Annotated in this window: 22 protein-coding genes; 15 read left to right on the forward strand and 7 right to left on the reverse strand. The window is 57.0% G+C overall.

All coding sequences use genetic code 11. The features are described from left to right. The first annotated feature begins 22 nt into the window (after nt 1-22). The gene (locus FOY56_RS19420) at nt 23-865 is read left to right on the forward strand and encodes an LOG family protein (RefSeq protein WP_146347812.1); all 843 of its coding nucleotides are present in this window, start codon (nt 23-25) and stop codon (nt 863-865) included. A 160-nt stretch (nt 866-1,025) separates the two neighbouring features. Here the strand turns inward: FOY56_RS19420 and FOY56_RS19425 are convergent, their stop codons facing one another. After that, nucleotides 1,026-1,235 (reverse strand): hypothetical protein, encoded by a 210-nt coding sequence (locus tag FOY56_RS19425; RefSeq protein WP_146347813.1) that lies wholly within the window; start codon nt 1,233-1,235, stop codon nt 1,026-1,028. Between the two features lie 274 nt (nt 1,236-1,509). Then, a complete protein-coding gene (locus tag FOY56_RS19430; RefSeq protein WP_146347814.1) occupies nt 1,510-2,544 on the reverse strand; it encodes a LacI family DNA-binding transcriptional regulator in 1,035 nt (344 codons plus the stop codon). 158 nt (nt 2,545-2,702) lie between these two features. On the opposite strand from FOY56_RS19430, the gene FOY56_RS19435 reads away from it, so the two are divergent. The 14 genes from FOY56_RS19435 (at nt 2,703) to FOY56_RS19500 (ending at nt 15,125) form a co-directional block, all read left to right on the forward strand. Further along, the gene (locus FOY56_RS19435; protein ID WP_146347815.1) at nt 2,703-2,894 is read left to right on the forward strand and encodes a hypothetical protein; all 192 of its coding nucleotides are present in this window, start codon (nt 2,703-2,705) and stop codon (nt 2,892-2,894) included. A gap of 21 nt (nt 2,895-2,915) precedes the next feature. Then, nucleotides 2,916-4,064: a TRAP transporter substrate-binding protein gene (locus tag FOY56_RS19440; RefSeq protein ID WP_146347816.1), complete on the forward strand. Its 1,149-nt coding sequence runs from the start codon at nt 2,916-2,918 to the stop codon at nt 4,062-4,064. Nucleotides 4,065-4,169: 105 nt separating this feature from the next. Continuing rightward, a complete protein-coding gene (locus FOY56_RS19445) occupies nt 4,170-4,682 on the forward strand; it encodes a TRAP transporter small permease (RefSeq protein WP_146347817.1) in 513 nt (170 codons plus the stop codon). Nucleotides 4,683-4,693: 11 nt separating this feature from the next. Further along, entirely contained in the window at nt 4,694-6,022 is a 1,329-nt protein-coding gene (locus tag FOY56_RS19450; RefSeq protein WP_146347818.1) for a TRAP transporter large permease, read from the forward strand. A 12-nt stretch (nt 6,023-6,034) separates the two neighbouring features. Then, complete coding sequence (gene hisD / locus FOY56_RS19455; protein ID WP_146347819.1) at nt 6,035-7,342, forward strand: histidinol dehydrogenase; 1,308 nt, start codon at nt 6,035-6,037, stop codon at nt 7,340-7,342. Continuing rightward, nucleotides 7,335-8,096 (forward strand): SDR family NAD(P)-dependent oxidoreductase, encoded by a 762-nt coding sequence (locus FOY56_RS19460; protein WP_146347820.1) that lies wholly within the window; start codon nt 7,335-7,337, stop codon nt 8,094-8,096. The genes hisD and FOY56_RS19460 overlap by 8 nt, the downstream gene beginning before the upstream one ends. Continuing rightward, nucleotides 8,093-9,091 carry an alcohol dehydrogenase catalytic domain-containing protein gene (locus tag FOY56_RS19465; RefSeq protein ID WP_146347821.1) on the forward strand — a complete coding sequence of 333 codons (999 nt, stop codon included), beginning with the start codon at nt 8,093-8,095 and terminating at the stop codon, nt 9,089-9,091. Before FOY56_RS19460 ends, FOY56_RS19465 begins: the two co-directional genes overlap by 4 nt. A 3-nt stretch (nt 9,092-9,094) precedes the next feature. Continuing rightward, entirely contained in the window at nt 9,095-9,499 is a 405-nt protein-coding gene (locus FOY56_RS19470) for a universal stress protein (protein WP_146347822.1), read from the forward strand. 25 nt (nt 9,500-9,524) lie between these two features. Continuing rightward, nucleotides 9,525-10,031 carry a sulfopyruvate decarboxylase subunit alpha gene (locus FOY56_RS19475; protein WP_146347823.1) on the forward strand — a complete coding sequence of 169 codons (507 nt, stop codon included), beginning with the start codon at nt 9,525-9,527 and terminating at the stop codon, nt 10,029-10,031. After that, nucleotides 10,028-10,582 carry a sulfopyruvate decarboxylase subunit beta gene (gene comE / locus FOY56_RS19480; protein ID WP_146347824.1) on the forward strand — a complete coding sequence of 185 codons (555 nt, stop codon included), beginning with the start codon at nt 10,028-10,030 and terminating at the stop codon, nt 10,580-10,582. The genes FOY56_RS19475 and comE overlap by 4 nt, the downstream gene beginning before the upstream one ends. Before the next feature lie 9 nt (nt 10,583-10,591). Further along, on the forward strand, nt 10,592-11,728 hold the full coding sequence (locus FOY56_RS19485) for an alpha-hydroxy acid oxidase (protein ID WP_146347862.1): 1,137 nt from the start codon (nt 10,592-10,594) through the stop codon (nt 11,726-11,728). Nucleotides 11,729-12,243: 515 nt separating this feature from the next. Further along, nucleotides 12,244-13,245, forward strand: a complete 1,002-nt coding sequence (locus FOY56_RS19490) for a TRAP transporter substrate-binding protein (protein WP_146347825.1) — start codon at nt 12,244-12,246, stop codon at nt 13,243-13,245. A 78-nt stretch (nt 13,246-13,323) separates the two neighbouring features. After that, nucleotides 13,324-13,818 (forward strand): TRAP transporter small permease, encoded by a 495-nt coding sequence (locus tag FOY56_RS19495; protein WP_146347826.1) that lies wholly within the window; start codon nt 13,324-13,326, stop codon nt 13,816-13,818. Continuing rightward, nucleotides 13,815-15,125 (forward strand): TRAP transporter large permease, encoded by a 1,311-nt coding sequence (locus tag FOY56_RS19500; RefSeq protein WP_146347827.1) that lies wholly within the window; start codon nt 13,815-13,817, stop codon nt 15,123-15,125. The genes FOY56_RS19495 and FOY56_RS19500 overlap by 4 nt, the downstream gene beginning before the upstream one ends. A gap of 93 nt (nt 15,126-15,218) precedes the next feature. Here FOY56_RS19500 and FOY56_RS19505 read toward each other — a convergent pair whose 3' ends face one another. From FOY56_RS19505 to FOY56_RS19525, 5 genes are all read right to left on the reverse strand, one after another. Next, nucleotides 15,219-16,451, reverse strand: a complete 1,233-nt coding sequence (locus FOY56_RS19505; RefSeq protein WP_146347828.1) for a Tm-1-like ATP-binding domain-containing protein — start codon at nt 16,449-16,451, stop codon at nt 15,219-15,221. Between the two features lie 26 nt (nt 16,452-16,477). Continuing rightward, the gene (locus tag FOY56_RS19510; protein WP_146347829.1) at nt 16,478-17,962 is read right to left on the reverse strand and encodes an aldehyde dehydrogenase; all 1,485 of its coding nucleotides are present in this window, start codon (nt 17,960-17,962) and stop codon (nt 16,478-16,480) included. Nucleotides 17,963-17,967: 5 nt separating this feature from the next. Then, complete coding sequence (locus FOY56_RS19515) at nt 17,968-19,485, reverse strand: tripartite tricarboxylate transporter permease (RefSeq protein ID WP_146347830.1); 1,518 nt, start codon at nt 19,483-19,485, stop codon at nt 17,968-17,970. Nucleotides 19,486-19,496: 11 nt separating this feature from the next. Then, a complete protein-coding gene (locus FOY56_RS19520; RefSeq protein ID WP_146347831.1) occupies nt 19,497-20,036 on the reverse strand; it encodes a tripartite tricarboxylate transporter TctB family protein in 540 nt (179 codons plus the stop codon). 74 nt (nt 20,037-20,110) lie between these two features. After that, on the reverse strand, nt 20,111-21,055 hold the full coding sequence (locus FOY56_RS19525) for a tripartite tricarboxylate transporter substrate binding protein (protein WP_146347832.1): 945 nt from the start codon (nt 21,053-21,055) through the stop codon (nt 20,111-20,113). Nucleotides 21,056-21,236 lie beyond the last annotated feature (181 nt).

A 21,236-nucleotide genomic window follows, 5' to 3' on the forward strand; every position in this document is an offset into this window, starting at 1 on the left:
CAACAGGCCAGGAAAACCCTTGATGAGAGACGACCGCAACAGCGCGTTCCGCGATGCACATACTGACCGCGATACGGCGCAGCATGTTCCAACCACGCCACAGACACAGTCCCCAACCTATCGGCTGGCCTTTGCGGATGATGATTTCATGTACCGTGATGAGTTGCGTCCGGTCCGGTTGCAGCTTGAACTGTTGAAACCCCAGTTGTTGCTGGACGAACACAACATCGAAAGCACCATTGTGTTGTTTGGCGGGGCGCGTATTCCGTCGCCAGCCAATAAAGACACTGCGCGCACAAAGACCTTGGCAGATCTGTCCTCCTTTTATGACGAAGCCCGCGAGTTTGCACAGCTGATGACCAAAAGGTCGCTGGAAACCGGGTCGCGTGAATTTGTCATTGCGACCGGCGGTGGCCCGGGCGTGATGGAGGCTGGCAACAAAGGTGCACATGAGGCTGGCGGGATCTCGATCGGGTTGTCGATCGTTTTGCCACACGAGCAAGCGCCAAACGGGTACGTGACGCCCGAATTAAGCTTCAACTTCCACTATTTCGCGATCCGCAAGATGCATTTCCTGATGCGCGCACGGGCGATCTGTGTGTTTCCGGGCGGATTCGGGACGATGGATGAGATGTTTGAAGCTTTGACCCTGATCCAGACCGGTCGCATGGAACGGGTGCCGTTCCTGCTGTTTGGTCGTGAGTTTTGGGAAAAGGTGATCAATTGGGAGGCTCTGGCCGATGCCGGAACGATCTCTCCCGAGGATCTGGATCTGTTTCGCTTTGTTGATAGCGCTCAGCAAGCGGCTGAGGTAATCGAAAACTGGGAACCTGCCCCACCAAGGGACGTGATTCCGGGCCGCTAGACGCGGAGTCTCTGGCGTCTTGGGAAAGTGGCTTTGGACCTCGCTGGGCGAAATCAAACGCAGCAAAGTCAATGCCGGAGTCAGAACGCCATTCAGTGGGGCGCTCAAACAGACACGCACGGGGCCGTTTTTCAGGAAACAGCCCCGTGGGCTGGGCGCATCAAACCAGATAGCCCGGAAGAAGACCCAGCTCTGTGTTCTGCGGCAGCTTGGTCAGCATCTTTGCGTCACCGACATCCTTGATGCCATAGCCATAGCCAGCCAACCGGAACTTCCATTCCCGCGCTGACAGCGCCTTGGTGCGTTCTTTCTGGATGATGTCCAGTGTTGGGGCGTCGATCATTGTGCCTGCGTATTCTGCAATTGCCATCGTCTTGGTTCTCCTGCGATCTGTGTTGTTCACAATATGGAAACTGACTGTTGATGAGGGCTGAATTGGTTCCGGATTGTGAAAACAATAAGGCAAGCTGGTCTGATTGGTTAAAGAACCGTTAACGCCCTGCGTAGGTGTGTGATCACCGGCCAAGTGCATGGCGCGAAGTTCGACATGGGTATCAATACGGTGTGAGGAATGATTTTTAGAACGCCTGAGCAGTGACGCCAGCCGGACGCACAGTGCGGTGCCAACCCTGACCGTTGTTTTGTCAGTCTGCGTATTCAGTCAAAGACTCACGCATCTGAAGCGAGGTTTCGATCAGCACTTTTCCGTTTGGACGATCCGAGCCGACCAGATTGATCAACAACCTTGCCGCTTCTTTGCCCATTCGCCGATGCGGGACGTGCACGGTCGTCAGGGGCGGAGACGAGATCTTGGCGATTTCGATATCATCAAAGCCGGTCACGGACAGATCTGCGGGAACGTTTAATCCCAGTTCTTGCGCCTTGGCGATCACTCCGACCGCCAGAACGTCGTTGCCGCACATCACCACCGAGGGACGATCCGGCAGGGTCATCAGGTGCTCCAGTGCGGCCCCGCCTTCGTCTATTCCATAGGTCGTCTCGACGATGGACAAGTCGGTTTCAGGGATCCCGGCCTCAACCATAGCCGCCAGAATACCCGCTAGACGTTCGCTGGCCCTGTCATTGTCATGGGTCGATGCGGTGATCGTGGCGATACGGCGATGCCCCATGCCAATGACCTTTCCCGCGAGCGATTTCATGGCGGCGAAATTATCGAACCCAACTGTTGGGACCTGGGCCTTGGGGTCGTACCCCCAGGCGATCACGACGGGTACACCCTGACGCTTAAGAAACTCGTAAATCCTGGGGTCGCGGCGATACCCGATCAGCAGCAGTCCATCTGCGCCGCGCGAGACCAGCGTGCGGATTTGTTCTTCTTCAAGATCGCTCTGATAGGATGACGATGCGACCAACATGGTGATACCGTTGCGCCCAAGCTCTTCCTGAAACGCTTGCAGACCCCGTGCGAAGATCGCGTTTTCCATCGTTGGGATGATCGCCCCGATGGTGTTGGTCCGTTTTGCCGCCAATGCGCGCGCATTGAAGTTTGGCGCGTAGCCCAGTTCACGTACGGCTTTCATTACCTTGTTCCGGGTGTCTTCGATGACCCGGTCGGGCGAATTCAGGCAGCGCGACACGGTCGCGGTCGAGACACTGGCAAGGCGCGCAACGTCGGCGAGGGTCGGGGTTCGATCTGAGCGAGGGTCGTCTGTTTGCATTTCAGGAATCTTTATCCTGTTTTTCAAATTGCTGCACTTGCTTTCCAAAATGCGTCATGAACATCGAGCCGTCAATGTAAGCGCTTGCATACCTGCTATGCAAGCGCTTACATTGATCGGGCGAATCGGACCATTCGCAGAACTTTCCGGAGGAACCAATGTTTCTGATCCTTGCCTTACTGCTGTTTGCCGTCTTCGGCGCCAACGTGGTTTTGGGGTCATTGGGCATGGGGGGATTTCTGGGGGACGTGTCCGAAATGCTGATAATGCTTGCTGCTTCGATCGCCTTCGTGGTGGCCATTTTGCAAAAAGAGACCGCTGAAAAAAAGTCAAAAGAACAACAGCGCTGACTTGTCCAAACGGAGGAATACATGGACCAGAATCACAAAAAGCCGGAGTCGGCCAGCCGCCGGAACTTTCTGAAACTTGCCGGAACGGGCAGCTTTACAGCGGCCATGGTCGCGGGGGCTGCGGGTACTCTCTGGTCCACCGAGGCCGCCGCGCAAACTGCCAAGGAAGAGAAAGATCGCGAGAAGGCCGCAGCGCACGTGATGACACTGGCCACCGCCTATGTGCTGGGGGCATCGCGCAGCTATCCGATCATGCAGCTCGACCTTAAAGAAAACATTCAGAACGCCACCAACGGCAAGGTCTATGTCAAATTGGCCCCCGGTGGACAGCTTGGCGCAGGCGGTGCGCTGGTTCAGAAAGTGCAGGGCGGTACCATTCAGGCTGCCCAGCATTCGCTGTCGAACTTTGCCCCTTTTGCAGCCACCGTTGACCTGATCAACATGCCTTATCTGTGTGGCTCCAATCAGCGGTTCACCAACCTTGTGAACTCGGATCACTGGAAAACCGAGGTTCATCCCAAGGTCGAAGCCGCAGGGTTCAAAGCGCTGTTCTATGTCAATATCGACCCACGTGTGGTTGCTGTCCGCAAGGGCGGCGCTGGGGCGGTGATCAGCCCGTCGGATCTGTCTGGCGTAAAGTTTCGCGTGCCCGGGTCGAAGATGCTTCAGCAGTATTACCGTATGGTCGGTGCAAATCCGACGCCGGTTGCATGGGGCGAAACACCTTCAGCGATCAAGCAAGGCGTGGCCGACGCGCTTGATCCGTCGGTCGGGGCGCTTTACGTCTTTGGCTTCAAGGACATTCTCAGCCATGTGACCTTCACCCAGGCCGTGCCGGACAGCCAAGTGTATTCCTGCAACCTGGAATGGTTCAACAGCCTGCCGGCTGATGTGCAGGAAGGTGTCATGTGGGGGTCGGAAATGACCGCTCACCAGAACCTGTCCAAAGTTCCGTCTGCCCGCGCCCACGCGATGTCTGAGCTGGCGAAATCCGGTGTGCAATTCCATTCGCTTAGCGACGATCAGCTGGCAGAATGGCAAGCCGCAGGCGGGTATCAGCGCCCCGAGTGGGATGCGTTCAAGACCGAGCTTGCCGGATCGATGGAAGCCTTTGCCAAGCTTGAAGAAGCGGCCGGTACGCAGGGCAAATACTACGTCCACGACGCATAATCACACTGCTGGGGCCCCTCATATGGAGGGCCTCAGTTTCCTTCGTTTCCAGATCGGCGCGCAACGTGCCGTCGGTCTTTCCATCCTTTGACGACGGGGCGTGTGATGACTTTCCTAAAACAATTGGATCAGAATGCCGAACGCTGGCTTCTTCTGGTGTTCTACGTGATGCTTGTTGGCACCATGGCCGTCGAAGTGCTGCGCCGTGAGGTGTTCGCCTATTCCTCGCTCTGGGGCGAAGAAATCGTGCGCTATTCCTTTATCTATCTTGCCTGGATCGGGGCCGCGGCTGCGGTCAAGGAACGCGCCCACATACGCATTGATGTCTTGCTGCACTACCTTGGCCCAAGGCCGAAGGCGATGATCTATATCTTTGGCGATCTCGTGATGTTTACGGTCGCGATTATCGCGCTTTACTGGTCGTTCGAAACTGTGCTGGTGTCGGCCAAGTTCGGGTCGGTCACAGATGGTCTGCGTATTTCCAAGGTTTGGTTCCTTGCAGCTGTCCCGTTGGGTTTTACGCTGATGATCTTTCGGCTCGGACAATCCTTCGTACGAGATTTCAGATCCCTTCGAGACGGCACCCCCGTCTACGAAGGCGATAAGCTGTTTGACTGAAGGAACCCGCAATGCTTTGGAACACCCTTCAACATTCGGTCGAACTGGGCTGGGATTTCTACCTGCCGGTTATCCTTTTTGTCGGCCTCATCGCCCTGGCTGTCCCGGTCTGGGCCGCGATCGGATCTGCCGCCATCCTCATGCTGGTCATGTCCGGCGACCTGCCGCTGAGTCTGGTGGGCGAAAGCCTGTTCGCAGGCATTGATGCTTTTGCCCTGACCGCTGTCCCGCTTTTCATCCTGACCGGAGACGTGCTTGTGCGGACCGGCTTGAGCCGCAAGTTCCTTGACGTGGCCGAGGCGCTGACCTGCTGGGCGAAAGGCGGCTTTGGCTCGGCGACGGTTCTGGTGTGCGGGATGTTTGCTGCCATCTCGGGATCGGACGCGGCTGGGGCTGCTGCGGTGGGCCGGATGACAATCGACCGGTTGGTCGAAAGTGGTTATCCCCGCCCCTATGCCTGCGCGCTGGTCGCTGCGGGTGCCTGTACGGGCATCCTGATCCCGCCATCCATCGCCTATATCATCATCGGCCTTGTGCTGGGTATATCCGCCTCGACCCTGTTTCTGGCTGCCCTGATCCCGGGTCTGGCCATTCTGACATCGATCCTGATCACGAATATCGTGGTGAACCGGATCTATAACTACGAAGGCGGCGGGCTGATGACCTTTGGCGAATGGTTCGCCAACCTGCGTCGGGCGCTGGCCTCGGGCTGGTATGCCTTCATCGTGCCGGGCATTATCTTTTATGGCATCTTTTCCGGTCGGCTCACCCCGACCGAAGCTGGCGCAACGGCGGTGGTGGTTACCATCATCATGGGCTTTATCCTGGGCACTCTGAAGCTGGCGGACTTCCCGGCGATGCTGGTCAGTTCAGCCAAAGTGAACGGGATAATCCTGCCGATCATCGCGTTTTCAGCCCCGCTTGCCGAAGCTTTGGCCATTATGGGCGTGCCGCAGGGGTTTGTCGCGTCGGTGACCTCGCTAACCGACGATCCTTACTTGCTGATCCTGATGATGATCGGCATTTTGATTGCGGCGGGATGTGTGATGGAAACCACGCCCAACATCGTGATCCTCGCGCCGATTCTAAAGCCATTGGCGGATAATATTGGCATGAACGAGATTCAGTTCTGTATCATGATGATCACCGCGCTGGGCGTCGGTTTCATCACGCCGCCGCTTGGATTGAACTTGTTTGTGGTCTCGGGCATCACAGGTGAATCGATCCTCAAGATTGCGGCGCGTGCCGTGCCTTTCGTCTTCTTCATGCTTCTGGTTGTCCTGCTGATCGCCTTTGTGCCTGCGGTTTCGACAACCCTGCTCCCAGAAATATACAAATAGGACCAAACAAATATGGCTCGTGACTACCTGAAAAAGGCAACCCTGACGTCAAGGTCGGATGCAACGGACGTTCATGATACCGTGGTCAAGATCCTGTCGGACATCGAAGCCGGAGGGGATGCCGTGGCGTTGGAGTATGCCGCGAAGTTCGACAAGTACGACGGCAACGTTCTGCTGACCGCAGAAGAAATCGAAGCCGCCTGCGCCTTGGTTCCGGACAAGCTGAAAGCGGACATCCAGTTTGCCCATGACAACGTCAAACGCTTTGCCGAGATGCAGAAAACGACGGTGGCCGAGGTTGAATTCGAAGTCGTGCCAGGGTTGATCGCCGGTCAAAAGGCGATTCCGGTCGATGCTGCTGGCTGTTACGCGCCGGGGGGCCGGTATAGCCATGTCGCCAGCGCGATCATGACCGTGACCACTGCCAAGGTGGCGGGTTGCAGACACATCACGGCCTGCTCACCTCCGCGCCCCGGTGTCGGGGTCGCTCCGGCGATTGTCTATGCCGCACATATCAGCGGGGCCGACCAAATCATGGCGATGGGCGGCGTGCAGGGCGTTGCCGCCATGACATTCGGGCTGTTTGGACTGCCCAAGGCGAACATCCTTGTTGGTCCCGGCAATCAGTTTGTTGCCGAAGCCAAACGCATCCTGTTTGGCCGCGTCGGCATCGACATGATCGCCGGTCCGACCGACAGTCTGATATTGGCCGACACAACCGCTGACCCGCATATCGTGGCGACCGATCTCGTCAGTCAGGCAGAACATGGGTACAATTCACCGGTCTGGCTGGTTACGGATGACCGTGCTCTGGCTGAAGACGTCATGGCCCGCGTGCCCGGATTGATCGACGATCTACCGGACCTAAACCGGGAAAATGCCTTTGCGGCATGGCGCGATTATGCCGAAGTGATCGTCTGCGATGATCGCGAAGAAATGGCCGCAACCTCCGACGACTATGCGCCAGAGCATCTGACGGTTCAGGCCGAGGATCTGGATTGGTGGCTCGACCGTCTGACCTGCTATGGATCGTTGTTTCTGGGCGAAGAGACAACCGTGTCGTATGGCGACAAGGCGGCAGGCACCAACCATGTACTGCCAACATCGGGCGCGGCCAATTACACCGGCGGTCTGTCTGTGCACAAATACATGAAGATCGTCACATGGCAGCGCGCAACCCGTGAAGGCGCAAAACCCGTTGCCGAAGCTACGGCGCGGATTTCGCGGCTGGAAGGTATGGAAGGGCATGCGCGTGCCGCCGATGTGCGTCTGGCCAAATATTTCCCGGATGAAACCTTTGACCTGACTGCCAATGGCTGACCCAAGCGATCTCTTTTCTGTGCGTGGAAAGGTTGCCTGTGTCACCGGGGCCAGTTCTGGCCTTGGTCGGCGCGCGGCAACGGTTCTGGCGCAGGCTGGCGCGCAAGTGATCGGAATTGCCCGTGGCGCTGAAGCGTTGACCGACTGGCAAGCCGAGGCCGGTGGCGACACAAGCGCCGTGGCTTTCGATGTCTCAGATCGCGACGCGCTGGGCGATCTGGCACAAGAGGTGTCGAAACCCTTTGGGTCGCCCGACATCGTGATTCATGCAGCGGGTATCAACACGCGACAAACAGCGGATGATGTCACACCCGAAGGCTGGGACATTACCTTGGGTCTGAACCTGTCTGCGCCCTTTTTCCTGAGCCAGCATTTGGTGCCGGGGATGAAAGCCAAGGGCTGGGGCCGGATCGTCAACTTTGCGTCGCTGCAGACCACCCGCGCGTTTCCCGGTGGCATTGCCTATGGGGCCTCAAAGGCCGGAATTGCCCAGTTGACCCGTGCAATGGCCGAAGCGTGGTCCTCGCATGGCATCACCGCAAACGCTGTCGGACCGGGTTTTTTCCGCACCAAACTGACAGCCGCCGTGTTCAACGACCCTGAACGCGCTGCGGCCAACGCCGCGCAGACCTGCATTGGCCGCAACGGAGAACCCGAAGATCTGGACGGCCCGTTGCTGTTCTTATGCTCTGACGCCTCGGCCTTTGTGACGGGTCAGGTGCTGATGGTCGATGGAGGCTTCACAGCGAAATGAAAGCATTGGTGTACACTGGCCCCAAGGGTCTGGATTATCGTGATGTGCCCGATCCGACAGTTGGTGCCGGAGATCACTTGATCCGGATTGCCCAGGTGGGAATCTGTGGATCAGACATGCACGCCTACCTTGGCCATGACGCCCGCCGTCCGGCCCCGCTTATTCTGGGTCACGAGGCTGCTGGCCTGATCGAAGGCGGCCCACGTGACGGTGCGCGGGTGACAATCAATCCGCTGGTCACCTGCGGCACCTGTCCGGCGTGCCGCGAAGGTCGTGACAATCTTTGTCCGACACGGCAGATCATCTCGATGCCCCCCCGCGAAGGCGGGTTTGCGGAGCTGGTGACTATGCCGGAAAGCAATCTGATTGCCGTGCCGGATAATGTGCCGCTGACCAAGGCGGCGCTGGCCGAACCCATCGCCTGCGGCTGGCACACTGTGCGGTTGTCGCTTGAGACGCTGATCGGCGCGCGCGACACGGCACTGGTGCTCGGCGGTGGCGCTATCGGTCTGGGGGCCGCACTTAGCCTGAAAGCGCAGGGCGTCAGCAATGTCACGATAGTCGAACCCAATCCGGTCCGGCGCGCGCATCTGATCGACCAGTGTGGCCAGCCCGCGATTGCCGAAACGCCCGACGGCACTCTGTACGATCTGGTCATTGATGGGGTCGGTTATGCGGCCACCCGCGCGGTTGCTTCGGCTGCGACCCGGCCCGGCGGGGTGATTGGACATATTGGATTGGGTGAGGATACCGGTGGCCTCGATATCCGCCGGCTGACCCTGCAAGAGATCACGTTCATCGGCACGTATACCTATACCGCCGAAGATTTCCGCCAGACCGCCCAAGCGATCTTTGATGGGCGTCTTGGCCCGCTTGACTGGGCCGAGGTCCGGCCTTTGTCCGAAGGGGCAGCAGCGTTCTCTGACATCCGCAGCGGGGCTGTCGCTGCCCCGAAGATCCTGCTGCAACCCGAAACCGCACCGGAAAGGAGCTGACCGATGTATGATAAGATTATCCTCGCCCTGTCGCTTGAACACGGCATAGGCGCGCAGGCGTTGGAAACCGCTCGCCGTTTGGGGGGCGACAGCGCCGAAATCATTGCCGTACATGTTTACGAGCCGCCGAACGCGTCAGTCAGCGCCTATCTGGACGATGATCTGGTTCAGAAAGCGTATGAAAATGCCAAGCAAACACTCACTACACGGTTCGACGACGTCGCGAATGTGAAGCCTGTGATCCTGAAAGGGCATTCCAGCCGCATGATCACGCAATACGCCACAGAAATCGGCGCGGACGCCATCATTGTCGGGTCTCACAAACCCGGCCTGGCCGATTATTTCCTGGGCACAACGGCTGCCCGGATTGTTCGCCACGCGCCCTGCGCTGTCATCGTGCTGCGCTAAGCATTCATCCCAAAGGAGACCTCTTTTGTCTATCAACACCAAAATCGTTGATGATCTGGTTGCCAACGACATCAGTTTCGTCACCACCGTTCCGTGCAAACAGCTGGCCGGTGTCATTGACGAGATCGACACCCGGCCCGGAGTTCTTCATGTCCCTTCAAACAAAGAAGATGAGGGCATGGGTCTGTGCGCCGGAGCATGGATGGGGGGCAAACGGCCCGCCATCATCATGCAGAACACGGCAATCGGGGTAACCATCAACACGCTGGCGACGTTGATCCAGTACTACAGGATGCCGTTGCCCATGCTGATCTCATATCGGGGTGAGTTGCGCGAACCGGTTGCCTGTCAGGTCGAGATGGCATTGCACACCAAGGCATTGCTCGCTCAGATGAACATCCCGACCTATCATTTTCACAAACAGTCGGACGCCCAGGAACTCGACATGATCCTGAAGTACACTTTCATGTGCAACAAGCCGGTCGCCATTCTGACCGATGCCAATTTCTGGGGAGGCTACGGCGACCAATGATCCGTTCTGACATTTTGAAAGACATCGCACCCATCCTGCGGGATCAACTTGTGGTCTGCAACATCGGCCTGCCCAGCCAGGAATTGCATATGATCGACGATCAGCCGACCAATTTCTATATGCTTGGCACAATGGGATTGTCGTCTTCGATCGGGTTCGGTCTGGCGCTGGCGCAAGACAAGAAAGTCATCTCGATCGATGGGGACGGGTCGGTTCTGACCAATTTTGGTACCTTGCCGACAATTGCCAACAACGTGGCGGACAACTTCATTCTGCTGATTATCGACAACGGCAGTTATGGCTCGACAGGCGATCAGCCTACCTATGCCGGTAAAAGAACGTCACTGGCGGCTGTTGCACGGGCCTGCGGCTGCGAAAACGTGGTCGAAGTGCCCGCAGCCGACACCAAAGACGCGCTGCAAGCGGCCATTGATGGCGACAAGATGACGATCATCGTGTCCAAGTGCGAAAGCGGCAACATCAAGGTTCCTGTGATCACGATGGACCCGGTTGTGATCCGCGACCGGTTCATGAAAGCGGTTCAGGCATAATGCGTGACCATGCTCTTTGACGCGGGCATTCATTCCACGGCGGATGCGCGCCGATTGGCGCAAAAGCGTCTGCCGTGGATGGTGTTTGACTATATTGATGGCGCGGCTGGACAGGAACATGGTGCTGCCCTCAGCGCTCAGGCGATGCAGGACATCCGACTGACACCAAGGGTTCTGCGCAATGTCGCCGCCCGGGACCTTTCTGTATCCCTGTTTGATAAACCGGCCCTGCGCCCCTTCGGCATCAGCCCCATGGGGATGTGCAACTTGTCCGCACCCGGGGCCGATCTGATGCTGGCAAAAATCGCGCAGGAACACCGGGTTCCGCATGGCGTGTCGACGGTGGCCTCGACCAACCTGGAAACCTTGCTGAAGGCGTCTGGCGGCACCGCATGGTTTCAGCTTTATTTCACCGGTGATGGCAGCGGCACCCTGAAGCTTGTCGAGCGCGCCAAGACGGCTGGATATGACACGCTGGTGCTCACCCTGGATGTTCCCGAGGTCGGCCGCCGTCCGCGCGAGCTGCGGCACGGGTTCAAAATGCCCTTCCGTATCGGGCCACGGCAGTTTGTGGATTTTGCCCTGCATCCGCGCTGGTCGCTGGCTGCTTTGGTCGGGGGTAGCCCCAAAATGGCGAATTTCGACGGCAAGGACTATGTCTTTGATCGTACCGAAAGCCGGGCGGCTGCGGATTGGAGCTATTTCGATAAATTGCGTACGATCTGGCCTGGAAAACTGGTCGTCAAAGGCGTCCTGAACCCCGAAGACGCGCTGCGTTTGCGAGAGGCCGGAGCCGATGCAATCCAGGTTTCAAGCCACGGCTGCCGTCAGCTGGACAGTGCCCCGCCTGCCATTCTGGCTTTGCGCGACATTCGTGCGGCTGTTGGCCCTGATTTCCCTCTGTTCTTTGATTCCGGAATTCGATCTGGCGAGGATATCGTCAAAGCCTATGTCATGGGGGCAGATTTTGTCTTTCTTGGCCGGATTCTGTTGTTCGCCATGGCCGCCAGCGGGGTCAGCGGGCTGAACATTGTGTGGAATCTTCTGAGCCAGGAGGTCAGTCTGACCATGGCGCAGCTTGGAGTGACAACAATCGCAGACCTGAAAACCCAGGATCACCTGTGGACCTGTTCGGCATCAAACTGAGTGCAGATGTCGGGACGTGAATGTCTGCACACGGTCTGTGTTTGAGGCCGATTGTGACAATTGCCCCAGGACAATCCCGCAGCAACTTTCGCGCATCGGCCAGCCCAGAGGCGCAGGTCATATTGGCGAATTTGCCGATCTGCTGTTGAGCAAAGCGGGCGGTCTTATCTATTTGATCTGGCGTCAGAATATCGATGGCGAAATGCGTGGTATCTATTCTGTCTGGCGGGGCCCGAAGGGCCGCTTGGCTTTCCCCGACCTCAGTTTTCCTTAGCCGTCGCGGCGCGCGATTGAACGAATTGCTTCAAGTTTCAAGGACCGAACCCGGCACGGTAGGCCGTGTCAGGCGATCAGGTCCATCGGAAGGCAAACCAACAAACTGCATTCTAGTATACTAGTATACATTTTGTTGACTCCCGTTTCGAAACATGTTTCGTTTTCGATGCAAGACAGCAAGGAACCTGCACAGTTATTGGCGCCGAACGGGCGCCAAATATGCAGTTGGGAGGATAGATATGACTAAATTTTCAAGCGGACTTCAGCTTTTCAAAGGAGCGGTTCTAGCCGCTTCGCTGGTCGCCTCGGCGACTGCGGTATCCGCAGCCGACATGACGTTGCGCGGCGCAAGCCTGTTCGACAACGACCACGCCTACAGCAAGACCCTCATCCGGTTTGGTGAGTTGGTGAACGAATACTCCGGCAAAGAGGTCGAGTTCGATCTGCGCGGCAACAGTGAGCTGGGCATTGAGCCTGACTATGTGAATTTCCTGGTTCAGGGTTCGGCGATCGATTACGCGATTATCGCGCCGTCGAACCTGGCTCGTTTCGCACCGTCCGTGCCGTTGATGGACATGCCGTTTGTGTTCCGCGATCTGGATCACTGGAATGCGGTTCTGTCCAGCGACGTGCTGGCCCCGCTGGAAGAGATTTTGCTGGAAAAGGCAGATCTGGTCGTTGTCGGCTATGCCGGTGGCGGTACACGTAACCTGATTTCAAACAAAGCCATCTCGAACATGGATGAGCTTGCCGGTCACAAAATGCGTGTGATGGGTGCCCCTATTCAGGCGCGCGTGTTTCAGGCTCTGACGGCTGCCCCTTCGGCCATCGCATATTCAGAAGTCTATAACGCCATTCAGACCGGTGTTGTCGACGGGCTTGAGAACGAAGCGGCCTCGCTGCTGCAGTACAAGTTCTACGAAGTTGCGCCACACGTCACGCTGACAGGCCATTCAATCACCGTTCGCCCGATCATCATGAGCAACAAGACATTCTCGGGCCTTGATGCCGATATGCAGGCGGCGATCCTGAAGGCCGGCAAAGACGCCGGTGCCTATGGTCGCGAACTTGAGTCCCGTGAAGACGGAGAAAAGCTTCAGCAAATGGTTGATGCTGGCAATATCACGGCGCACGAGTTTGCCGACCGTGCCACTTTGCTTGAGCTGGTCGCCCCGGTTCAGGACGCTTACGCAGCCGAGTTGGGTGCCGAGGATCTGCTTTCGGCCATTCGCGCCAAGTAATCCCAGGCCTCTGAACGACCCCTCGCCACTCCTCGGGCCTGGGGTCGTTTCATTTTCATAGAACTCTGGTCAGCACTCATGATAAAACGCATTCTGGAAGGCTTTTGCCAACTCCTGCGCATCGCGGTCGGCACATTGATGGCCGTTTTGATCGTGCCGGTGACGATGCAGGTGGTGGCCCGCTATACCGGCATCATTCCCGTGTATCTGTGGACCGAAGAGCTGGCCACGTTCATTTTCATCTGGATCGTGATGCTGGGGTCGATGATTGCCGTTTGGGAAGGCACGCATTTTGACGTGCGAGTAATCCCGGATGCATGGTCACCTTTGGGCAAGCTGATCCAGAACGGCGTGGTTCTGCTGCTGATAACGGTCTTTGCGATCCTGTTTGGCTGGTACGGAATCGGATACGCAAAATTCGGATCGATCCAGCAATCCGTGATGATGCAGGTCAACTTGCTGGTCACCTATATCACCGTACCCATCGCTGGATTTGGCTGGGCGGCCTTTGCGCTCTATCGGTTTTATGAGCTGGTTCAAACCTATCGGACCCGAAACGAGGTGCCATCGTGATTGTTTCAACTGGCTTGGCCTGCATCATTCTGGTGGGCTGTTTTGTCGTGCTTGTGGCCATTCGTGTGCCGGTCTCGTTCGCCCTTGGGTTGGCCACGATCCCGGTTGTGGCGATGGATTTGCGCCTGACCCCGTTTCTAATCATGGACCGGGTGTTCCAGTCTTATAACTCTTTCATTCTTCTGGCCGTTCCGTTCTTTCTGCTGGCTGCGAACCTGATGAATTCGGGCAAGATCACCGACAGGCTGATTGAACTGGCCCGGGTCCTGACAGGCTGGCTTCCCGGTGGGCTGGGGCAGGTCAACGTTGCCGTATCGATGCTGTTCGCAGGCATCTCGGGGTCGTCTACGGCCGATGCGGCGGGCTGCGGGAAAATCCTGATCCCCGCCATGGTGCGCCAAGGCTATGATACGCGATTTGCGGTTGCGATTACGGCCTGTTCGTCGGTGATGGGGGTGATCATTCCGCCCAGCATCCTGATGGTCGTCTGGGGTGGGGTCATGTCGATTTCCGTCGGCGCCCTGTTTCTGGCAGGCGCAATTCCCGGTATCATGATCGCTGGTGCTTTGATGGCGACCGTCTATGGCTATGCCAAGGTGTATGGTTATCCGACTGCCGGCAAGCCGACGCTGGCCGAGTTCTGGAGCGCCTTCAAGGGCGCGGGACTGGCGATGCTTACCCCGGTGTTTGTGATTGGCGGAATCGTCGGCGGGATCGTGACGCCGACAGAAAGCGCGATCATTGCGGCGTTCTATTCGTTTATCTTGGGCGCATTTGTCTATCGCACGATCACGGCGCGCGAGCTTGTGACAATCCTTTATGACACCGGACGTTTTGCATCGATTTCGCTGTTTGCCATCGGTACGGCGTCGGCTTTTGGCTGGATGCTGGCCTTTTTCGACGTGCCCCGCCTGATTGTCGGATTGCTGACCAGCTTTGAGATGGGATCGTTCGGCACCGCGATTGTCATTGCCGCCCTGTTCCTGCTGTTTGGCCTGTTCATCGACGCCATCCCGACAATCATCATTCTGGGCACCGTCCTGTTTCCGGTCGCCACGGCTGCCGACATTCACGCTGTCAACTTTGCGATCATCGGGATCGTCAGCCTGGCCTTCGGACTGGTTACACCGCCTTACGGCCTATGCCTTCTCATCTCCGCCTCTATCGGCGGGCTGAACGTGGTTCAGGTGGTTCGCGATGTTGCAATCATTCTGATACCGATGCTGGTTATCCTGATCCTGCTGATCACGTTCCCTGAAATCGCACTGTGGTTGCCCAAGACGCTAATGCCCAAGAGCGTCCTTTGACGATTTCGCGGCAGTATCGAGCAAACTCACCAAACTCGCTTGGTTTGGCTATGCCGCGCTGCACACCTTGCTGTACCTGACCGACACGGCCCGCTAGTTGGCAATCAGCCCGTCAGAGCGCCAGGCATCAAAAATTTTCAGAGCATATTCCGCAAAAAGGGCGTCGTTGATATGGGCGTCAATCAGATGAACCTCAACATTTGCGGGCTTTGTAGCCTGGATCTCTAGCAGGAACTTCTCAAGACCCATTTTGTCGTGCAAATCGGCACCTTCCCGGTCCCATTCGCCTAACCCGTGTTCAGGCAGTAGCAGCGCAACTGGCCCTTTGGCCTTCGCCAATTGCGCGGAGTGCGCCTGGGCCACCAACTTGCGCTCGTCATCGTTTAACACGATCGAGGTCAGAAGACGGTTGTGACTGTGTTTCGGATGCTCCGCCCATTTGTCCGGCAGCGGTTGCCACCCAACAATATCAACAAGGTCATAACAGCCCGGTGCCACGACCTGCGGTGTTCCATGCAGGCCCGCGTTGGTCAGCCGGTCCGCACCCGCCGAGATGTTTGAGCCGTGGACGAAGTTCCCCAATTCTTGCGTGCAGAAATCGAAGACGCAGGCAAAAGCGCCTTGTTCAGCAAGGTTTTCAAAGGCGCGCCCGCCCATGCCCGTGGCATGAAATACGGCAACCTCGTAACCGCGTTCTTCCAGTGCGGGTTTCAGCGGCACCATGTATCTAAGGGCCGACTTTCCAAGCGATGTCATGCCGATCAACGGTTTGTTCAGCTCAGGTTTTTCAACGGCCCTCGCCGCCCCAAGAACCGCCCCGGCCGCCTGGCTCAACGACGCCTTGCAAACAGAGTTCAACCCATACAACCCACCTGCCCAAAGGATCATCTGGGTATCGGCCGCCAACCGTTCAGGTGGTATCAGAGGAGAGAACGCGACAGTAGAAACGATGTATTTCGGCACGCCAAGCGGCAGGGCTGAACAAACATCCAACGCCAGATCTGTGCCCATCGTCCCCCCGAGAACGATCATCCCGTCGAATTTGCCCTCTGCATAAAGCCGCGAAGTCAAAAGTGCGGCGCCGTTGGCCATGATTTGCATGGCGTGGTTTTCGTCGCCCGACGCAATGGCAGCTGCGATCGAGCTTCCGCCCTCTTCAGCAACAGTGTGCTTGGAATAGTCGGTCGGCTTGGACGGGTCACCCAAAACGGACACATCCATCGTGACGACCTGCCCGCCTTGATTGCGGACAACACCGGCGAGATACCCCAACTCATCGTCTTTGGTGTCATACGTTCCGATCACCAGAATGCTCTTGTCAGACATGGAACGCCCTCTTTCGATGTTTGATGCTACAGCTTGATCCATGCTGTTTTGAGATTGATGTATTTCTCTATTGCGTGCAGTGATTTGTCGTGCCCGTTGCCGGACTGGCCAACGCCGCCAAGTGGTACTGTGCCATCTGCCCCGCCATAGGTGTTCACGTGCATCACGCCGGTTCGCACATTCTTGACCATGCGGTGCGCGCGCGACAGGTTTGACGTCCAAACGGCGCCGGCCAATCCGTAAACTGTGGAATTCGCGATGCGAACTGCATCGTCGTCACTTTCAAATGCAGTCACACCCAGAACCGGTCCAAATACTTCCTTCTGGGCCAGAGTCGCGTCAGGCTTGACCTCTGTCACAACCGTCGGTGCCATGAAGTAACCCCCGGTTTCTTGCAGGATACGGTCGCCACCCGTCACCACCTGGCCGCCTTCGGCGCGGGCCGTTTCCACAAAGCCAAGGTTCTGCTTAAGCTGAGTTTCAGAATTTACAGCTCCGATGGCAGTCTCAAGACTAAGTGGATCGCCCACGCGCATCGCCTCGGCGGCTTTGACCACCTTGGCCACGAAATCGTCGTGGATCGGCGCTTCGACCAAAAGACGCGATCCGGCCACGCAAACTTGCCCGGCGTTGCGGAAAATACCTGCGGCTGCGACCTTGGCGGCCTCGTCAAGGTTGGGCGCGTCTGCAAAAACGATGTTGGGGGATTTTCCACCCAGTTCCAGATAAACTCGTTTCAGGTTAGAGCGCGCTGAGTATTCCAAAAGCCGCCGACCCGTGCCGCCTGATCCGGTAAACACCAACACATCGACGTCCATCGACAGGCCCATCGCTTCGCCAACGACGGCCCCTTCACCTGTCACGGCATTCAAAACACCGGGCGGTAAACCGGCGTCAAGCGCCAGTTCTGCCATCCGCATGAGCGAAAGGGATGCCGTTTCTGAGGGCTTCAACACAACCGAATTACCCATCGCCAGTGCTGGCCCCAGCTTCCAGGCACCAATCATCAACGGGAAGTTCCACGGGATGATTGCTCCGACAACGCCGACCGGTTCTTTCTGGATCAAGCCCAAAACGTCCGACGGCGTTGCGGCGATCTCGCCGTAAAGTTTGTCCAGCGCTTCGGCATAATAGCGGATCGTGCCGGCGGCCGATCCCGGCTCGGCCTTGATCGCCATGCCGATCTCGGTGCCATTGTCTCGCACGCCCAGGACAGCCAGTTCCAGCGCATTTGCTTCGATCAGATCCGCCCATTTGTGCAGCACTTTTTTGCGTGCGGCAGGCGGTTGTCCTGCCCAACGCCCGTCCTCAAACGCTGCGCGTGCAGAGGCGATGGCGGCGTTCATATCGGCAGCCGTACCTTTGGCCATCCGGGTTAAAACCTGCCCGTCGATCGGCGACAGGATATCCATCAATCCGCCATCAGAGGCAGGTACCTGCTGGCCGTCGATCACATGCAGACGCTGTGGAACCACCTGCGCCCGTAGCGCGTCGATTGAGCTCTGATCCATCGGGATTACCTCATTTGGCTGTCGTGGAGATTGTGATCTTCATCCGTTTGATGCGCCCGATATTCCTTGATCAGCGTGCGTATATGCAGGGCCAGTACCAAGAGGATCATCAAAAACAGAATGAAAGAAATTGGGCGGTCGATCATGTCAAACGGTGTCTTAAGGCGGGGCATCGCAGAGCGCAGTTTGATCTCCATAATCCCACCAAGCACCATCCCAAGGATGATGGGAACAATCGGCAAATTCAGCCGCTTCAGGATCAGACCCAGAACCCCAAATCCGGCAGCGATCATGCAATCGGTCAGAGAATTGCGCAGTGAGTACACGCCAACGAAGGACAAAATCAGGACAATCACCCCAAGGAACCGTGTTGGCACCCGAATGATCTTGGTCAGCAGATTTGTCGAAAACAAAAGGAACACCATCACGATGATGTTCAGCAGGATAAGTGCCAGATAGAGACCGTAGACCAGATCAAGGTTGTTTTGAAACAGCTGGGGCCCCGGAATCACGTTGTGAACGTAAAAGACCGACAGCATCATTGCTGTCAGTGCTTCGCCCGGGATGCCCAGTGCCAAAAGCGGGATCATCGCAGCGGCGGGCACGGCATTGTTAGCGGCCTCGGACGCGATAAGCCCTTCGGGAGATCCTTTGCCAAATGCCTCGGGGTTTTTGGACGTCTTCTGGGCGTAGGTATAGCTCATGAATTGCGCGGTGAATTCGCCCGTACCCGGGATCATGCCGAGAATAACACCAAACCCTGACGCGACAGTGGCCACCCGTTTGTGCTTCAACAGCTCTTTGAAGCCCACTGTCATGCGTCCTTTGACAGGCTTGGCGTCGGGGCTGTCGTCAGGTGCCGTCAAAAGATAAAATGCCTGGCTGAGTGCAAAAAGGCCAAGCACGACAACAATCAGGTTTACGCCAGAACTCAGGAACGAATAACCAAATGTGTACCGTTGGGTATAGGTGACCGCATCCAATCCAATGGTCTGAAGAAATATCCCGAACATCGCGAGCAGACCTGCTGCAAAAATTTGCCCCCGATGTGCCAGGATAACCAAAATGATCCCCAGAAGGGCGGCCAGAAAAATCTCTCGGCTACCGAACATCGGGGCAATCAGCGCCAAGACAGGCGACAGCAATATCAGACAGAGAATTCCGAAAATACCGCCCCAGAACGACGCGCTGTAAGCCAAGGACACCGCGCGATGGGCCTCGCCCCTCTGGGTCATCGGATACCCGTCATAAGATGTCAGGGCATTTACCGCTGTGCCCGGTGTATTGATCAACACCGCAGGGATCGCCCCCCCGTACATGGAAGAGCCATAGATCCCCAAAAGCATGGTCAATCCAACAATCGGGTCCAGCGAAAACGTCGCGGGCAACAAAATGGCGATCGCCACTGCCGGCCCAACGCCAGGGATTGCGCCAATTATCACGCCGCCAATGGACCCAATAAAAAGCGCTACAATGACATCCCAGCGGGCCAGCATCTCGGCCCCGGCAAGTAGGTTTTCCATGGAGTGTCCGATCAGAAATAGGTTAGCATTATCATGCGCAGCCCGTCAGGCAGGTATTCATAGATGGCGCCAGAGGGCAGTTTGACCTGCAAAAACGTCTTGAATAGCAAGACGATTACCAGCGCGCATCCGACCGCAGACAGCAGCGCCGTGCGCGACCGATAGCCAGCGCGAAAAACCAGTGCCACTGCGAAGACAACGGTTGTTGGCAGGTAGCCGGTGTAGGGCACCAACATCGCATAGCCGATGAACCAGGCCGCGTACTCAAGTGAAGAGCACCAAAGCAAGACCTCGCGCCAGCGGCCATCTATCCGCTCGGACAGAAGCGAGCCGATCACATGAAACGCTGCAAACGCGCTCATTAATGTCAGCGAGACCGCAGGCCAAAATCGCGGCTGCGCAAACAGTTTCGCGCCCTTTTTGTAAACCGTCTGATCAAACAGTTGCGACAGCAAGAACAGTGAAACAGCCAAAAGCACCCAGGCGAAAACGATGTCTCCGGGGCGACGGTACCGCTTAAAAAGAGCCTGAAGTGTTTTTACGCGCGACATTCAATAGAATCCTGTTTGACGCCTGCCAATGACGAGGTCGGGCAGCCAAACCGCCCGACCAGATGGTTTTTGGATCAGTTGGCCAGCAGATTGCCGATGTTGCCCAGTGTCTCAATATCTTTTTCGATCTGAGCCGTGACTTCATCAGCAGATTGCCAATAGACCGAAGCACCGGTTTCGGCGGCCAGCTTCTGTGCGCGCTCTGACATCACCGTTTTTTGCGCAACCGCGATGATCTTTTCGCGGACGTCCTGTGGGGTGTCCTTATGAACAAACAGACCATTCCACAGTGCGATGTCCAACGACGGGATCAGTTCAGCGACTGTTGGTGTGTCTGGCGTAAGCGGAATGCGCTCAGACCCAACAGAGGCCAGGACTTTCACATCATCCAGACAAGGCAGGATCAGCTGCAATGTCGTGTTGATAACATCGACATCACCTGATGCCAGCGTGTTGCAGTCCAAGGCGTCGAATGCGGCGTCTGATGCAAAGGAAAAGCCCATCTCTTTGGCCAGTCCAAAAGTCACCTGCGTGGGGACCAGAGGTGCACCAAAGTGGCCAAGCACCACATCGTTGCTTGTCGCATGTGCGGCCAAACCTGCCATATCATCATAGGGCGCATTGCCGCCTGCGGCGATGACAAACGGATACGTCAGAAAGTTGCCCAAAGGCTCAAAGGGGTCGGGGTTCAGTTCCGGAATGCCGATCTGTGGCCCAACAACCGGAATGGCGATGATGAACGATCCAACCGTGTATCCGTCAGCCGGGGCCGTCGCGACGCCGATAGCACCGGGAAAGGGGCCACCGCCGCCGCCGGGCTTGTTCACAACGGCCGCGGGCACGCCATAGGCTGCCTGAAAATCTTCGGCAATCATCCGCGTCAGAACATCTTCCAGATCACCCGGAGGCCACGGCACGATAAACTCGACAGGTTTTTCGGGGTATTCGGCATGAGCTGACCCAGTGAAAGCGACCATCGCAAGAGCCATCGCTGTAAGTGATTTTTTGAGTACTGGCATTTTGTTCTCCCTAGGGGGTTCATATTTTGAACCGGTATTTCATAAAAGGTTGTCTTGTTAAGAGGCATATGTCAAACTTTTTCTAAAAATTCGATGATCGGCGAAGAAGCGAACACACGTTGCATCATAACTCTTGAGCTGCCGACGTGCTTTCCGGCCGCATGCCTAGAGATTGCCCAGC

This window comes from Falsiphaeobacter marinintestinus (assembly GCF_007923355.1).
Classification (GTDB): Bacteria; Pseudomonadota; Alphaproteobacteria; order Rhodobacterales; family Rhodobacteraceae; genus Phaeobacter_A; species Phaeobacter_A marinintestinus.

Coding starts and splice junctions, on each gene's coding strand:
- FOY56_RS19505 (WP_146347828.1), bottom strand. CDS start 16,451: ATGTCTGACAAGAGCATTCTGGTGATCGGAACGTATGACACCAAAGAC.
- FOY56_RS19470 (WP_146347822.1), top strand. CDS start 9,095: ATGTATGATAAGATTATCCTCGCCCTGTCGCTTGAACACGGCATAGGC.
- comE (WP_146347824.1), top strand. CDS start 10,028: ATGATCCGTTCTGACATTTTGAAAGACATCGCACCCATCCTGCGGGAT.
- FOY56_RS19430 (WP_146347814.1), bottom strand. CDS start 2,544: ATGCAAACAGACGACCCTCGCTCAGATCGAACCCCGACCCTCGCCGAC.
- FOY56_RS19435 (WP_146347815.1), top strand. CDS start 2,703: ATGTTTCTGATCCTTGCCTTACTGCTGTTTGCCGTCTTCGGCGCCAAC.
- hisD (WP_146347819.1), top strand. CDS start 6,035: ATGGCTCGTGACTACCTGAAAAAGGCAACCCTGACGTCAAGGTCGGAT.
- FOY56_RS19440 (WP_146347816.1), top strand. CDS start 2,916: ATGGACCAGAATCACAAAAAGCCGGAGTCGGCCAGCCGCCGGAACTTT.
- FOY56_RS19495 (WP_146347826.1), top strand. CDS start 13,324: ATGATAAAACGCATTCTGGAAGGCTTTTGCCAACTCCTGCGCATCGCG.
- FOY56_RS19450 (WP_146347818.1), top strand. CDS start 4,694: ATGCTTTGGAACACCCTTCAACATTCGGTCGAACTGGGCTGGGATTTC.
- FOY56_RS19420 (WP_146347812.1), top strand. CDS start 23: ATGAGAGACGACCGCAACAGCGCGTTCCGCGATGCACATACTGACCGC.
- FOY56_RS19485 (WP_146347862.1), top strand. CDS start 10,592: ATGCTCTTTGACGCGGGCATTCATTCCACGGCGGATGCGCGCCGATTG.
- FOY56_RS19520 (WP_146347831.1), bottom strand. CDS start 20,036: ATGTCGCGCGTAAAAACACTTCAGGCTCTTTTTAAGCGGTACCGTCGC.
- FOY56_RS19445 (WP_146347817.1), top strand. CDS start 4,170: ATGACTTTCCTAAAACAATTGGATCAGAATGCCGAACGCTGGCTTCTT.
- FOY56_RS19515 (WP_146347830.1), bottom strand. CDS start 19,485: ATGGAAAACCTACTTGCCGGGGCCGAGATGCTGGCCCGCTGGGATGTC.
- FOY56_RS19490 (WP_146347825.1), top strand. CDS start 12,244: ATGACTAAATTTTCAAGCGGACTTCAGCTTTTCAAAGGAGCGGTTCTA.
- FOY56_RS19525 (WP_146347832.1), bottom strand. CDS start 21,055: ATGCCAGTACTCAAAAAATCACTTACAGCGATGGCTCTTGCGATGGTC.
- FOY56_RS19465 (WP_146347821.1), top strand. CDS start 8,093: ATGAAAGCATTGGTGTACACTGGCCCCAAGGGTCTGGATTATCGTGAT.
- FOY56_RS19510 (WP_146347829.1), bottom strand. CDS start 17,962: ATGGATCAGAGCTCAATCGACGCGCTACGGGCGCAGGTGGTTCCACAG.
- FOY56_RS19460 (WP_146347820.1), top strand. CDS start 7,335: ATGGCTGACCCAAGCGATCTCTTTTCTGTGCGTGGAAAGGTTGCCTGT.
- FOY56_RS19425 (WP_146347813.1), bottom strand. CDS start 1,235: ATGGCAATTGCAGAATACGCAGGCACAATGATCGACGCCCCAACACTG.